The organism is Elusimicrobiota bacterium (assembly GCA_016180815.1).
GTDB lineage: Bacteria > Elusimicrobiota > Elusimicrobia > JACQPE01 > JACQPE01 > JACPAN01.
On record JACPAN010000013.1, the window covers coordinates 1 to 17047 of the forward strand.

Here is a 17047-nt window from a genome sequence, read left to right on the forward strand (position 1 = left end):
TTGCGAGCAAAGCGAAGCAACCTCAAGAAAGCGATAACTCCTCCGATGAGATTGCTTCCTCGCCCGAGGCTCCTCGCAATGACGGACAAAAGCCTGCCGCCCGATCAGCGGCCAAAGCAAAATCCAAAGCCAAATCATCGAAGAAATCAAAGGCGAAGAAGACATCGGGGAAAAAACCATCGGCCAAACCCAAAGCTAAAACAACGTTCACGGCAACCGATGCTTCCGCGTCAGGCGCTCAGGTTAGTGTTAATCAGGCAGTTCAAGGAATTGCCCCTGCAACAACTCAACCTAAATCCAAAACATCCAGAAAAGCCAAGACTAAGAAGGCATCAGGCAAAGTCAAAATAGTTCCTCCGGCAGCCAATGTGTCTGCGGCTGCGAATGAAGCTCCATCTACAGATCCTGCCGTCACTCCCGCTATTGTCAATACCGACGCTTCAGCCCAGGTTCCGGCAGAAGAAGCTCATGACACTGAAACGGCCCTTCCTAAAAAGAAGGGCAAGCAATCGATTCGGAAAACAGCGCGCCCTAACGATGAGAAAACTCCCGAACAAAAAATGTCCCGCGAGGTTAAAAAAGAACTTGAAGCGGCGCTGACGGGCGACAGACCTGTCCCGGTAAAGATTCAACTGAAATTAGACGGTCCCGAAGGCGGCAATGAAACGAGCCGGTTTATCAAAAAGATTAACAGACGGTTTAAAAATTATGTCAAAGTGCGCACCGAACTCAGTGGACCCGGCATTGTATTTGCCGATGTCAACGCATTGACGTTAACAGAAATTGCTCGCATGCCGGAGGTCGTCTCTATTCGCGCAGGACTTGCCAAGGGGTCCGGCTCAGACTCGGGCAGGTTGCTTTCTGTGGCCCTGCCCGCGCTCCTCTTCGCCCTGAATGAACCTTTGTGGGGGATGCTGAGCTTGGGTGGAATTCTGATCGGCATGATGGTTATGCGCAATCCGTTTAAAAAAGAACCCCAATTTATTCCGGCTGATTGGGGTATTTATCTTAAGTCGAATGAAGATTGGTTTGATCAGGAAGGCACGCGCGGCTTGGAGGATGGCGGCGCCATTATTAAATTAAAGGACACGGCTTACGGTCACAGGCGCGCCGAAGAGCTTCGTGAAGAATTAAGTTTGTTGTTCCCGGATTATGAGCAACCCGAAGACTTGATGAGCCTTCGCCTGCCGCCCCCGTCCGTTTTTGCCGAAACTACTTTTGAGCAAAGCGGTTTCCAATTGGTTTTCAATCAATGGGTTTCAAAAGATTCCTTTCTTGAGCCCGATCAATGGTTTACCTGGCTCTCCAAAGGGCTTTATCCGATGAGGGACGAGCATGATTTGCTGGCGCATTGGCCGCGGCTTCTTTATTTAGATTCTAAAGTTGTCGCTGATATCGCCAAGACCGCGTTGGCGATTAATGAATTTTCCAAAAACAGAAGCCCGAGCGAACAAAAAATTATCGAGGAATTTAAAGGTCAACTCGGTCAGCAATTGGATAGCTATGTCGATGACGAGCTCAAGGGCGAGAATCTGCCAAAATTGATCGCTCAGCATGTCGCTGAGGATGCGGCGGACTTTCTGATTAAGAATACGAAAGCGAATATTCAACTCAGAAAAGATTTCGCTGCCTGGGCCGCTAAAGAAGGCCGCTTCGGGCGATTCCTTGCTGACGAATTGGGTCACCAAAACGCGGTCGCCGCTAATCGAGGAGCCAAAATTTACAGCATCGCTTTGCCTGCAATTATTTCTGTTTTTGATCCAACTTGGGGACTCCTCAGTATGCTTGGGATGATGGTGGGCATGGCCGTTATTCTGGATGACTCAGCCAAGCTTAAACTTCTTGGGATGTTCAGCCGTTTACCCAAACTGGATAAAGTTGTTTTAAACAAAACCGTTGCCATGATGGATACGGCCAATAAAGAAGTCCGCCACGCCGCCCTCAACCTGATCGCTAAAATCGCCTTCCGCAGCCAAGATCAAGAAACTTACGAAGCCGGGCTCGACGCTCTCATTAATCAAGCCCTGGAAGATGTCGATGCCAAGGCTCTTCTTGTGGATTGGCTGAATCGTTCTTTAACCGAACAAAAAGATAATAAATATTTTTGGAACAAAGTAATTTACGCCCTGGATAAGCTTATCGGCAATCAAGAAGACCAATATCTCGAAACTCTGGCCCAGCGAATTCTGATGGAGGCGCCGTGGGAACAAGCGCAAGGCCAAAGTGCCCAATCCGAGCAAGGCGAAGATACGGCCGTTGCGGTTAGTGAGCAGAATGGAGTCATCGCCATCGTTTCTCAGGGAAACAAGGGGCCGATAAGGAGCTCTCCTGAAACCGTTGCGAATGCCCGGCCTGCAGTTTGGGCTTCTCAAGGAAATAGGGGGCCCATGAAAAAACTTTTTATGGCAGCCGATCATAGCCGGTTTTCTCCTAGAGAGGTTGCCGCGGCCCCGACTTTATCCAAGATCAAGAACAAACTTATTGATCCCGAATCCATTGTGCGCGAGGAGGCGATTGGAGAGCTTGCTGATTTTGCTCTGGAGAATCCTGACAGCGTCTCGCAAGTCAGGGAAATTTTGCATAAGGCGCTTAAGCAAGTTTATGCCTCCGTGCGCGAAGCCGCCGCGAATGTTTTAAGCGAAATCGGCGATGAGGAATCCATGCCGCTTCTTAAAAAACTTTCCGAAGAAGACGGCGATCCGCAGGTTCGCGCTGTCGCTGATCGCTCCATTGGGACTCTATATCAGAAATATCCCAATACCCAAGAGAAAAAAGAGCAGGCGCCCCCGGTCGATCAACCCCCGGCTTCCTCGACAAGAGCTGAACCGAAACTTGCTGCGGAGTCATTATCATCCCAGGATGATCGAGAGCAATGGGCTGAAGCTGCGTCGCTTAATCTTGAGGAGCATTTTGCCCCGGGTATTTTTGATCAATATAAAGAAGTTATTTCCAAGAACAAAGAATTCAAGCAGGCGCTTGACCAAGCGCGCAAGGCCATCCGGCAAAATCCCTATACAAACACCACTGAGATCCCCGAGACCGGCTTCAGACGTTTGAGCGTTATCAAGAACGTTCACATGGTCTTCAGTGTTGACGCTGAATCTGATAGCGTCACCATCGAATTCATTGGTTTTGGTTCTCAATTTGACCGCTGGGTCGCCCAGCGAAAGAGCATTTCCGCTGCCTATGAAACTCAGCGTGAACCCAGTCCTCTCTATCACCGTTTTTGGCTGGGTTGGATTAAACCCGGCATTGCCCAGGAACAATTCGATCAAAGCATTGATGGCGTCTTTGTCGGGGCTACCATCAAAACGGGGATAGGACGCGGGTTGCATTCTTATCAACCGGTTCTCACCAATCAGCCAAGAGCGGTTTCGCGTAACGGCGCCACCTTCGTCATTCCGGCTGAGATCGCTTTGGTCAGCTATCAGAGCCAGCCGGCCTACCAGGCCATTCGCGAGACTCCGCACGGGCAGGTTTATGGCCCTCTTCATGGAGACTATTTCGATACGACCGGAGAATCCGGCAATCGCTCCCAAAGCGTCGTCCCGGAGGTTTTTCAAGGCAAGACCGAGTCCAATCACGCCTATGATTTGAGCTCTCTTGATGCCGACTGGCAGAAAGGAGCATCGCATTTCACTCTGCATTTACGCCGTCAGGGCGTATCTCTTGAGGATTATTTAATCGGCGTCGAGCTTTACTTGCAAGAACTTCAGGCGCGCAAATCAGCTTTGGGATTGACCGGATTGAACGTCCTTGTAACGGACAATTACATTGTCCAATACGCTAATTTTGCCGATGAGGCGAACGCTCAGCCTGCTCTGGAAACACTGGAGTCGCTCCGTCGCGACACAGACGCTTTTGATTCTCAAGAGTGGCAGTCCAATCGTATTGAGCTTCAACCATACGGCCAAACTTCGATTCGCCGGAATTCGGATCAGTCCGCGATCAGCGTTGTCTATGACCAGGCCATTGATTTGGACATGATCAAAAGGACATTTTCCGATACATTCGTTAATGCGCCTGATTTGGCGAAGATTAAAGAGGAGTTTCTCAAAGGCAGGGTTGCTCAAGAGCAGATTTCCGAATCCGAAGCTGCAGCCGATGAGCAGATCGTGTCGGAGACTCCAAGGACAAAAGCGGAATTTGCAGAGACCCCTGCGCCGCAGAACGCTTCCGGCCCGAGAAAAACATCGGTACCCGCGAATGATCAGGGCGCTGTCCGGATTTATCTTAAAAAGGTCGCCCGCCATCTCACTGAGTTTGAAAAGTGGACTTTCCCTGAACTTAAAAGAAAAAATTTGATCGTCGGACCGGGTTGGTCGGACGAATATATTTATCAAGACTGGCGGGGGGAAACCGATTGCCCCGGATGCCAAGGGATGGTTTCGATGTCTCCCGGTGATTGGAGCCATATTCTCATGGGCGCTCCCCGGTCCAAATCAGCCGAACGAGGAAACGGGCATCCTGAAATAGGCCGGCATCTTGAGCCTGCCGATCTATTGGCGGCCATCCGCGACACGACCCGCGGGGAAATCCAAGAAGACGGAAGCCGAAAGATTTATCGCCCTATTTCTGAATTGGACCTCGGCCTAGAAGAAATCCGTTACAAGGACTGGGTAACGGGAAGATCGGTTACGACCAAATACCTTGTTGTTATCTACGAACCTGCCATGAGAAAAGTTAGGACGGCTTATTTTGCCGTCGGCGCTGCCAGCGGTAAACTTGTTGATTTTTCACCATCCGCAAACTCGGGACAGGGAAGCAAGGTTTTGAGCCTGGCTTTGCCCGCCCTACTTTTCGCCATGAACGAGCCGGTGTGGGGGCTTTTGAGCATGGGGATTTTTCTTGCGGGCATGGCGGTTATCGGCGACGGACGCGAGGATTCCGATGCTTCATCGCAAAGCAAACCCAGCGTGGCTTATCAGAATTTGGAAAAAGAAGCGCTCTACGCCTGGAAAAATAGCGCTTATTTTCAGACGGTCCTCGCTCGGGCGAATAAAGAATTGACGCCGGAGGAAATGAAGAAATTGGCCGGCAAATTGATGCAAGTTTCTTTAGATGCGGAACTATCATTTATTTTTCCTAATTCAGATTTTAAAACGCTTGCGCAGAAACGCCGGAAAGCGACTAAAGAATTCATCGAACTCTATACTTCCCATGGCTGGGGAAGTCAAACTCATGAGATCGAAATCCTTAAAGAATTGATTCAGGTTTTATTTTCGAAGAAAGGTTTCAAATGGACAAAAGCAAGCTGGAAGGAAATCTATGAAGTCGATGATCATAATTCGCCGTCATCCTATTCTTACTGGGTTTTTCCCGCTTACTTCGGACCCCAAATTGAGGTTCTTAATATGTTGAAGGCAGATCCTGATCTGATCGAGCGGATTCCTCAGTCGCCTGCTTATCTGTTCGGCAGTTTGGAACGCTTGCAAGTCATGCTCGATACTTTCAGGGGGAAATGGGGAGGATGCCCTCTTGTTAAGGAGCGGCTGGAGGATGTCAAAAAAACCTTGTTGTCTTTGCTGCCTTCGCTGGATATTTCCCTGAGCAGGCAATCTGCCGACTGGAAGTCTTATGTAACGAGACTTAAAACTCAACTTAATCGGCTAAAAAAACAGCGTTATGGAGACCGCTCGACATTTCAATACGCGGAAGCTTTGCTTGAGAGAATAGCGGATTTGGAATATGCCGGACGCTTTGGCTCACCCGGAACTGCACTTCTATCCATCGGCGATAAAAGTGCTGGTGAAATCATAAGTTTAGTCAATCGATCCCAACGGGATGAGTTTTGGAAAGCCTTTTTTATTTCTATAACCGCATTAGTCATCGGAGGCGTCGGAGTTGTCGCGCTTGAGGGTCTTTATGCCGTGCTTATGTTGCTGTTGTCGGGGGCGGTTGTTTCTGTAAGTTGGAATAAATATCGATCAAAGAAACGGCAAATCGATAAGGCAAGAAAGGCCTTATTGCTGGAAAGCGACCCTGAATACAGGGACGCCATGGAAAAATTGGAAAGAGAATTGGCGGCGGCGCGCAGCGGAGGGGCCATGCAACCGCTTAAATTGCCTGAAACTGCGCCTGTAGAGTCAAGCAAAGATACGGCGCATGTTCGCGTCGCTCCTGATGAGGGGGAAGGAACGGAAGAAAAAACGCAGGGTGGCGGACAAGCCTCATCGGTCGGTAAAAAGGTTTACGGTTTCGCCTTACCTGCTGTTTTCGCCGCTGCGGGCGAGCCGCAATGGGCTCTGGTCAGTCTTTTGGCCATGGCCGTCGGCATGACGGTCTTGGGAGGAGGCGCAAAAAAATCTATGGGAAAAAATGAACGCGTGAAGAAATTTTATTCGTGGTGGTCAAAATTTTACGATTTCGGCCTTTGGCTGGGCGGTTACAAGCGAGCGGCGGATTATTTCATGCGCCAAATTCCGATGCCGACGGACCGGCCGATTAAAATTTTGGACGCCGGGGCGGGCACCGGCCTTTATACTATGGCCGCTTTAAAACGGTTCCCTAATGCGCGCATTGTATCCTTTGATATTAATAAGGAAATGACCGAAAGAATGAAGGCTAATCTTGAGCGTGACGGCATGGCTCGCAGGAGCAGGGTTTTCGAGGCAGATATCAATCAAACCATCCCCTCATTGATCGGAGAAAAATTCGACTTGATTATCACCGGCGGCCTGCTTGAGTACGTGGACCCTCAAGCAGCGATTAAAAACTTAAGCCAATATTTGAAACCCGATGGGTACTACTTTAATTCCCCTGTTCGCGACAATTTCTGGGGCAAACTGGTCGGCTGGTGGATGAAATTCAAACCTTATTCCCGGGCTGCCAACATGGACGCGGCCATTAACAATGGACTGCCGCTTCAAAAAACCGTCGAGCTTCCGGTCCGGTTTTGGCCGATCGCTCTTGTCAAAGAAGGGCATCTCTTCGGGCCTCCGATCACCGGGCCAAAAACCGATGAACGCAAGATCGCTCCCGCCTTAAAAGCCCAACTATCCAAAGCCCAACCCCAAGACATGCTCGAAGCCGTGATGACCCTGGACGTATTTTTGACTCCCGAACAAATTCAATCGTTGACCGGGATGACCCATGAAATGAAGCAAAGAAAATTCGAAGAGTATCTCAATGGCTTCCTGGGTGGACTCAAAAATCGCTTCGGCGATGCATTCCAAGTGAACGATGCCTCCATCGGGCGCATTAAAATCCGCGCTTCTGCACAGATTCTAAGGGAATTATCCGGCTTAAAGCAGGTTTACGGGCTTTATACGCCCGATGAATACCACAAAAGCGAAACAATTGCGGGTTTGGAAACTTACGCAGAATTCACGGATCGTTTAGTCAACGGCCCCATGGGTCACCGGCAAAGCAAGGACGGCAACCGGTCTTATTTAAAAACAGGAATCTTGGAGACAAATACCGGTTTTATTGAGTACGGCAATTTTGACTTTCAAAGACCCAAGGAAGGCTGGATGATCCATGTCAGCGCCAATAGAGCCCAAGCATCTGCGGTGGCCAAAACAGCGACCGGATACCTTAGAGAAAAGGGGATTGATCACCAGCTTGTGCGCGGCAAAGATTTTGAACGTCAAACAAAGGATGATGCCGGACAAGAAGTCAACATCATTTCCGCTTATACGCGATCAGCCGAAGAGGCTCGGGTTTTGCTTCAAGAATTGGATTCGCTGCTGGCCGGCAATCGGTTGATTGCCGCCAAGACCAAAAACAATTCGCCTCCTGAAGAGAGCCCCTCGCAATCCGGCCGCTTGTCTTATTCCTATGCCGTTATGACTCACGTTCAACTGGGCGACAGTTACATTTATGACGAAGCCACGGCCCATCCGTCCCTTCATAATAAAAGTATTCCAAACGATTTATATGTTCGTGGGTCGCAGCGCGGTTTTGCCACTCCGGGAGCCATGTTATTGATCATTGCATCTGCGGTTGTATTAGGCGGCTTTTTTGCCCTGGCCGAGATCATGGGGATTTCGCATGGGCTTATCGGTTCTTTGGGGTTTTTCTCCGGCGTTCCGGGCATCGACATTTTGATCATTTTGGTTATGGGAGGCCTGGCTGTTCTTGCAACCCGATTATTGGTGCAGAATGACAGGCTTCGCAAAGAAAACACCGAATTGAAAGAATTGGCTTTCAAAGATCATCTGACCGGACTGGCCACCCGGCGCTATTGGGACGCGGAACTCAATAAAGCTGCCAGCCGCGCCCTGCGTCATGACGAAGACTTTACCGTTGTTATGGTGGATTTGGATAATTTCAAAAAAATCAACGATACCTATGGACACGATACTGGTGATTTGGCGCTTAAAACGATCGCTGAAACAATCAGCAAGAATTTACGCGACGGCGACTTCGTTGCGCGCTGGGGTGGAGAAGAGCTGGCGATTTTACTGCCTAAAACAGATGCGGCGGCGGCCCGGCCGGTTGCCGAGCGATTGCTTCAAGCCATACAAAATATCACGCTGATCATGGGTAACAAGGAAGCCGTGCCCGTGCGCGCCAGCATGGGCCTGGCGACTGTTTCCGGCGACGTGATGAAAACGGACGTGCCGATCCCATCGGGCGATCAGATTAAAACGCTTTCAAAATACCAGGTTGAGGAATTGGTGTCGCAATTAGCCGCAGAAGTCACGCATAAAACCGACCAGGCTCTTTATTGGCGTAAGCAGCACGGCAAGGACGGCTATAGTTTTTATTCAAATCTTGAAGAATCGGGATTATTGACGGCTTCTTTTGCGATGGAGCATCAGGCGAAATTAGGAAAGCAATCAGGCCCCGCAAACGTCAAGGAGGCGGCGGTTCCCGTGGGCGAGAGTTTCCTGGGCCGCGATCACGGCTCTCGTTCTCCGCCGAAACTCCAAATTCGCCGGCGTACCCTGATTCATGTCAGTGTCATCCTTGGTTTGTCGTTTCTTTACCTTATCTCCTTTGGCTTAGGCGTTTACAACTCTTTGCTTGAAGGTTCTTATGTAGATGCTTTTTCCACCATTGTTCTTCTTGTTTTCGGCTTGCCGTACGGATTAAGGTATGTATGGAAAAAATTGGAAGCACCCTCGACAAAGACGCCAAGCGCGGATGGAAAGACGATGGGCCGATTCCCGAAAAAAGCCATCGGCGTGGCGCTGTTAGCCGCAGTTTTACTTGTTCTCTCCAGTTTTCCCTTGGCCGCTTTTGAAAATAATGTTTTTGGCGGTCCTTTGCTTGGGAACCTTCCTTTAGAAAATGACTCCGGCCTTCTTCCGCCTTGGCCGGTATTGATCATTTTTGCCCTTGAAGTCGGAATTTTAGGGCCGTTGCTCGAAGAGATATTGGTGCGGGCCGGTTTTCAGCGCCTGCTGCAAGATAAGTTCAGCAAGGCTGCTGAAGGCAAAAGTCCGGCCTGGAAAAAGGCGTCGATGGCGGGGGCTTTATTAATCAGCAGTTTGTTGTTCGCCTTAATCCATGGGCAAGGCTATTTTTTTGTTCGTCTGGCGGGCGGCATTATTTTGGGTTTGGTTTTCATGCGCAAGGGACTTAAAACTGCCTGGGCAACTCATGGCTTGGCCAATCTTCTTGTGCTGGGCTTGGGCCTCTTGGGGATGCTGTCCTTGTCAGGCGCAGGCACGATGGGGACTTCTTTAGCTCATGGTGTTGTGGGGTTGGGCATTTTAGCGTGGCCGGTCGCAGCCATGGGCTGGAAGGGAATCCGCAACCTTCTGATGAGGATTTTAATCGGCCCCAGCCGGAAAAATCGGTTTTCAAAAAATCGTCATTCGGCCAAAGAAGATGAGCCCGTCGACGTGACGCCCGGCTTCATGCGGCTGTACAAACGGCTTGAACGAACAATGGAGCCGGTCCCCGAGACACCGGAAATTCTCCCTGATGAAAAGCTCAAGTCTTACCGCTACATCATTGTTCCGGGTTACTTGAGCGATCATATTCCCTTTTATCTTCAGCCCACGATCCAGAGACTGCGCGCCATGGGCCTTGATGCCGAGGCAGCCTGGGATTTAAAACCATGGGAAATCAAAACCGTCAAATCCATCAAGGCCAACGCCCAGGCGCTTCGGGATAAAGTCTTGGCTTCGGATAAACCCGTGGTGCTGATCGGGCATAGCAAGGGCGGGATGGAGGTTCTGGCCGCCGCGCTTCTTTATCCGGAACTCGAGGGCAAGCTGGCGATGGTCATCCCCGTTCAGGCGCCTCTGGATGGAACGCCCATGGCTGATTTGATTTTGGAAGACGCCTCATGGCCGATCCGGCAATTCGCCAAACGTTTCCCCGGGTTGAAAGACCTTTCCACCGAGCGCCGCAGCATGTTCATCGCTGAGCATTTCCGGGGTGATATCAACATTCCGATCCTCACGGTGGGCAGCGAGATTACAAAGGGACGCAGCGTATGGAGAGCGCCTGCCGCCATTATGGATTATTATGCCGGGCAGCCTTCCGACGGTGCCGTAGCCGCGGCTAATACCCAGCTTCCGGGAGTTCCTCATATTCAGCTTAAAGACGTTTCGCACACCGAGCTTTTCCTGCCCAGATGGGCCAAACATGTGGATAACGGCGGTTCCGGTATTGATCCGGAACTTTTCATCGAAGCCCTGGCGCGATTCGCGGTTTCAAGATTGCCTGGGTCTAAAACGCCGATGCCGCCATCGAGCGTGAATTCAAGCGTGCGTGGTCCGGGCGGTTTTTCTTTATCGTTCGCGAGCCGGAGCACCGGCGCCGGAGACAATCAGAATAAAAAATCGCAGCTTAGCGATGATGAAATAACCAGGCAATTAGCCGGCGATATACGGCCCATTGCCGCGCCGAAGGCTTGGATGAGCCGTTCGTTGATGTTTTTATATTGGGCCGCGCTTGTCACAGGCGGCGTGATGCTTCATGTTTCTTCTCTTAATCCGGCTCTATTGATACTCGCCGGTTTCACGTCGTTCGGCATTTCAATCATGGCCGGAGTCTTTTTGGATCATGCCCGCCGGAACCCCTCAAATCAAACGATCGGAGAGTCTCTTCGAGAGACCTGGGATGAGCTAAAGGGGCGGCCGCCGGTTCCTAAGCCTCCGGCACCGAAATTGCCTGAACAAGTCATCGCCGGCCTGGAAAATAAAACTAGGGACATTGCGTGGCGCATTGCTCGAGAAACCGGTCTGGACGCGCCCAAACAGGTTGTTGTCTTGGATCAACCCGGCTCCGTTAACGCCATGGTCGAGGGTTTTTCTTCAAAAGACTACACGGTGACTGTGACGGCTGAAGTCGCCCAACAAGAGCCGGAAATTATCGAGGCGATTCTCCGGCATGAGTTGGGGCACGTCAAGCACAAGGATAATTTGGCTTCGATTGCAGGGGTATTTCTTGCGCCCTTGCCCATTATGCTGGCTTTGACGGCTGGGGCCGTGGGCGCTCCCGAATGGATCAGCATTCCCTTTGCGGCAGCATCGATTTTTGGTTTTTTCGCATTTATGAAAATTCATGAATACGAGGCGGACCAGTTTGCAGCTTCAGGGGCGCCGGGACCAAAGCCGTTAATGAAGTTTTTTGTCAAGGATTCAGCGGATGAAAAACTAGCCGCTTCAGCGCTGCGCGGGCGGCCGTTTATGGCGGTTAATCCCCGTTGGCGTCCATGGCGGTATTTATGGGAGAGAGTCAGAACGTTATTTTCATTTCATCCAAGCCATGATTTAAGGATTGCGCGTTTGGCCCGATTATCAAAGAAAAACGAGGGCACTTTACGCGTAGAAACAGCCCCCGTTTTTCCTGTAGCGCGGGCCGAAGATTTTTTCGCCGGCGCCCACGAGGTGATTGATCTAGGCGGTTTGGCTTTGCTTAAGCGCCAGTGGTCGGCCGGTTTGGCCAAAGAGTATCCGGCGATGCGGCTTCGAGTCGTCAACCTGCCCGGAGAATTTGATGACTTAAAGGAGTTATTGGAAACCAAGCAACAAACGGGTGAATTATCCAAAAACATCATCATGGAAAATTATGATTTTTTGAATCCTCCGGCCGACCTTAAGCCTGCCCAACGCGTCATTCTCAATTCACCTAAATTTGGCGGATTAGAGACGGACGCGGATATGGATCGTTTTATTGATTCCATTGACCGGCATTTGGCTCCGGGCGGGCTGTTCTACGCTCAGGGAGATTCATTTTTTGTGGCTTATCAGTTATGGATCGCGAAGCCTGTGGTTGAAGAACGGTTCGGACGATTGGTCAACAAATTAAAAGAGAAATTCGGCGAACACAATGTAAGTTTGAAATCCTTGGAAGATTATGACCGCTATGGTGATCTTGAAGCCGGGCATCCTCAATTTTTCATTCAAATCAGAAAACCGGCGCTAGACGTTCAGGACAAGGCGCCGCCGGGACAATTAAGCTCCAGAACCGGGACCATCCCCCCAATGGCGATTTGGGGGATTTTTGCTTTTCTACCCTTTCTAATGGGCATGGCTTCGCCGGACGGCGGAATGGGGACGCTCGGAACTCTTTTGGCGGTCGGTTTGCCTTTGGCCTTGGGTAGTTTACTGACGCTCAAGCCTGGGGAGAAGCTCTCCGATAAATACCGTGAATGGCAGACGCATATGCTTGGCAATTTAAAGGATATCGAAGACCCCGGGAAAATGATCGCGTGGCTGGATCGAGCTTCACATAATCTTGAGCCCCACGAAATGAAACAGCTTGTGGGTGAATTGCTGGCGGTGACCTTTGCTCATCAATCAACATATTTAAGCGTTGACGAGAGGAAGAGGCGCAACGCTCTCATTAAAATTTTCATCGAACTTTATGAAAACTATGGATGGGGGAAAAAACCGTTCGGAACGGAAATTTTACGAGTCTTCTTGAATAAGGAAAAATCCTCTGAAAAATTTTCATTTACTAAGGACGATTGGCGCGAAATCGCCAGGATAAACGCGTCTGAATTCGCCTTAGCCAAAGAAGGCAGTCGGCAATACCTGCAGCTATCCGGACGATTGCGGCTATGGCATTTGCTCAGCACGGCCATCGATAGGAATCCTTCTTTGGGCGGCGAATTCCCCGATGCGCAGCTTCTTTTGCTTGAGGGAATTCGCGACTTAAAGGCGCTGATTAAATCCTGCGCTGAATCTGACAATCGCCAAAATCCCAATATTATTCAAACATTCGAAAGCGTAAAGAAGGTCTATTCCAACATTCTAAAGACAAGCGAATTTCTGTTTGAGAAAGAACCCGCATCCTTTAGTCTTGAACAGATCGATGACTTTCGCCATGAGTTGAAATATTTCGCCAATCAAACCTATTCTCCGGAACTCAGGCCGCAGGCGCAGCATGCGTTGGAAAAATTTCAATACCGGCCTGTTCTTCCGGTTTATGAGGAGACAGGCCCTCTCCCTGCGCCTGAAAAAAGTCAAAAACAATCCACTGATTTAACTCCTGCGCCCAAAGAAAACAAACCGCCGGAGGTCCCGGCCAGGCCGAAAGTTAATCGAAGCGCCTATGCTCTCACCCGAGCCGCTGCCGCGAACAGAACGCCGGGCAATGTCGGGACAGGCATCGGCGTCGGCGTCGCGATTACCGTGATAGGCACGGGTTTATTCGCTCTGCTGGGCGCTCCGATCTTGATTCCGCTGATAGTGGGTCCGGCGGCAGGGTACACAATTTATCGTTTGCTGAGGCCCGCGATACGCAATTCCAGGGTTACGCGTAGAATCGGACAAACGGCCTCGGAACGGACGCGAGGTTTGCTGACCGCGGGTTCCGGCGACGCGGCCCCCGATCCTACGCTTGAAAATACTCTATTTGATTGGCGGCAAAGCTACGGACAATCCAGTGACATTACGGAATTACAGTTGCTCAGGATGTATTCCCAAAGCGTCTCGCTGAAAGCCTACTATGACATCAAGGGAGATTTAAACGATGAAGAAGCCGCGAAGCTAAGGGATGCGATTCTTTATGTGGCTGATACCGTGGCCCCAAAAATAAGCGTGGAGAGCGTTGAGCCTCTTTTGGTCAATCTTCTTTCCCTTTATGAGTTCCGCCGATTGGATGTCACCGTCAATGAAGATGCGGCTCTTCTTTCGGGATTGATCGGGCTGTCGTCTAAGTGGGGTCCGCGGGTGCCGATGGCGGCTTTCGGCGCGATGCAAAACATCCTGGAAAGAGCCTTGGATACTGATCCGGAAAAATCATCCGGAGAAAGCGAGGCTGGAGCCAGCCTGCTGGAAGTTTTAATCGATTTCAAAATTCCAAAGCAATGGGCGGAGTTGGCGCTTGAATCCAAGAATGAGGATATCCGGCGGCAAGCCGAACAGATGTACGGATTTTTTAAGCTCCTTGAATCGCAACTTGCCCAACCGGACGCAGAGCGCAGCCTGGCTGCAGCGTCCGGTCAAGATCAGAAAGCCTTGCCTCCGGCCGGCGATGCGTCCAAAGGGGGAAAAATTTACGAAATGGGCTCGATCATTCTCGCGGGCCTGTTTCTATCCTCCTATTTGCCGGATATGTTCGGCATCTTGGCTCCTGTTGCGTTGGCCTCCTTGGTTGTTTTCGGCATGATCCGCGCCAAAGACTCCCGGCTTGATCCCGGGGCTCTCTACTGGAAGGACGTCAGCCGGTTTAAACTCTTAAGCCGGGAGGAAGAAACGGACTTGGCGCATAAAAAGATGGCCGGCGATAGAAAAGCGGCGGAAAAGTTGGTTCTCCATAATCTAAGGCTCGTCGCTAAAGTCGCTAACGAGTACAGGGGCATGGGTCTGCCCGTTGAAGACTTGATTCAACAGGGAAATTTAGGATTGATGAGGGCCGTTGAAAAATTCGATCCCGCCAAAGCCAAGCTCTCAACCTACGCCGTCTTATGGATCAGGGCTTTTATCCTGCGCTACGCCATCGACAATAAACACTTAGGTAAAGGCATCACAACGGCCGGACAGCGTAAGATATTGTTCAAGCTTAACGCCATCCAAGAAGAAATTGAGAAGAAACACGGCTCTGCGGCCGCCGCCGATCCGCAATTTATCGTTGATTATCTTGAACGCGAAGAAGCCGCTCCGCAAGAAAACCCGACGGAGCAATCGGCCTTTGAAGACGTCGCCGCTGATGGAGAGGGCCCGGAGAAAAAGAAAACAGGCCCAAAAAAAGTCAAGGTGACCAAATACGATGTTGAACGCGTTATTGCCGTTGGGCAGCCTTTGGTTTCCCTGGATAGGCCGGTCAAGGCGGGAGATCCGGATTCAACCAGCCGTCTGGATTTGATCTCGGACCAGCGTCCGCTGCAGGATGATTTTTTGGCTGATTTGGAGGAAACATCAATAGCCCGGCAATCCCTTCGAAATGCAATCGCGAAAGTGGCGGCCATGGACCCTCGCTATCGCGCAATTATCGAACAGCGGCTTCTGGCTGATGACCCGGCGGCTCTAAGAGAGATCGGAGAAACCTATGGAATCAGCAGGGAACGAATCAGGCAGTTGGAGGTTGAAGTCAAGGAAGCCATTAAAAAAGAATTAGATTCTCAAACAAATCACCCTGAACTTTTACCCCAAAAGAGCGACGGGGAACAGGGTTTTGTCCGTTTCATTTATTGGGGTTTCGGCGATCCGGCGGATCAGCTTGGGGAGCGGCTGAAGCAGGAAATCGCCGACGCTGACATCGTTCTTCTCTTGGCTTCACCCCAGATCGTTGATGTCCTTAATGAAGTCAGCCGCGGGCATATGGCTGCGGCTCGCGCCGTGGAGCGTTTAAAGGCTGAAATCGGGCTGTTGTTTGATTCCTTCATGAAAGGGTTGGCCCAAGCTCTTTATGAAAGCGGAGCCAAAGTCGTTTCTCCCGAGCATGCGGCTTCAAATTCTTATAGGCAGGCAGCTTCGTCATCCAATGATTTGCTCCTACAGGCGCGCAAGGCTTACGCGAGCGGAGCGAAGGATCAGGCTGTTTCTCTTTTTGAAGAAAGCTTGCGGGTTTTAACCGGCGCCCATAAAACTCAGGGCGAAGAGCTTGTCGCAATGGTTAAAAGAACGGCGCTAAGGAATCCTTCCTTAAAAATAGCCGTCGTTCACCGGCTGCCTTATACGAATGAATACCAAAAATTAGCGAAGGACGAAGCGTTCTCCCAAAAAACTCGATTAAGCAAAAGTTTCGTCTCAGGGCTCCCGATTTCATTCTCCGATCTGGAAGTCCTTGAAAGAATAATGCTGCTGGGCAGGGGAATCTCAAGAGAAAAAATTTTAGAAACGCTTGAAACCTTGACAAAGCCGTCGCCTCAAGAACGCGACTCGGGGACGAAGCTTTATAGCTTGGGGCTGCCTGTTTTATTGATGCTGCTTGATCCTTATTGGGCCTTGCCCGCTCTTATCGCCGTTATGGCCGTGGGAGGGGCGGCTGTGGTTCTGAGCAAAACAGACGCCGGCCGCCGGATCAAAAAAACTATCGATATAAAAAGTTCGATCACCAAAGGGAAAGTTACCTTCTTTTTTATTGCGGCGATTTTGGCCGCCGGCGCTTTCTTGGGATGGAGCGGAGTCGGGACTTTGTTCGCAGCCATCCTTTTCGTTTCTTTCCAAATGATGATCGCGGTCATCTCGCGGGAGGTAAAACTTCACCTTGAGTATAGGCGTCCTAAACCGGATGCGTTAACCGAGTGGCAGGCGGTGCGAGCCGCCCGGGATATTGTCGTGGGGTATGGTGAATTTACGGAACTTGGACCCGCGCCCACGGGAGACGCGTATCGAACGGCGAGCCCGTCATGGCGCCAAACCCGTTATGTCGGCCAAGCGCTCGAACAATTGGAATCGTTCCTGCGAAAACGGCCGGCCGATTTTAAAGTTTGGCATCTGCTTTCCGATTCCGAATTCTTAAGCGCGTTGAGTAATTTTTCTGAAAATCATCCGGCTTATCATCAAGCCGCTTCAGTCAAAGATCTGGCCGATGAATTGGCGCCTCATCGCCTCAATCACAAAGTTTTTTTCCCGACGTTGTTAATCATGGCCGTTTTCGGGTTAAGCTTTCTTTTGGCGGACGCATATTCCATGACTTGGGCGTGGATGGGTCTGGCCGGTGTCATCGCATCTCTTTTTTATCTGGCGTGGCA

The 17047-nt window shown here is 50.6% G+C and carries 1 protein-coding gene (cut by a window edge); it reads left to right on the top strand.

The annotated features are described in order from the left end of the window. Positions 1–17047, top strand: part of the annotated coding region (locus tag HYT79_06880; protein ID MBI2070312.1) for a cation diffusion facilitator family transporter (this coding region is incomplete at its 5' end). The annotated region continues 24238 nt past the right edge of the window; 17047 of its 41285 annotated nt are in view.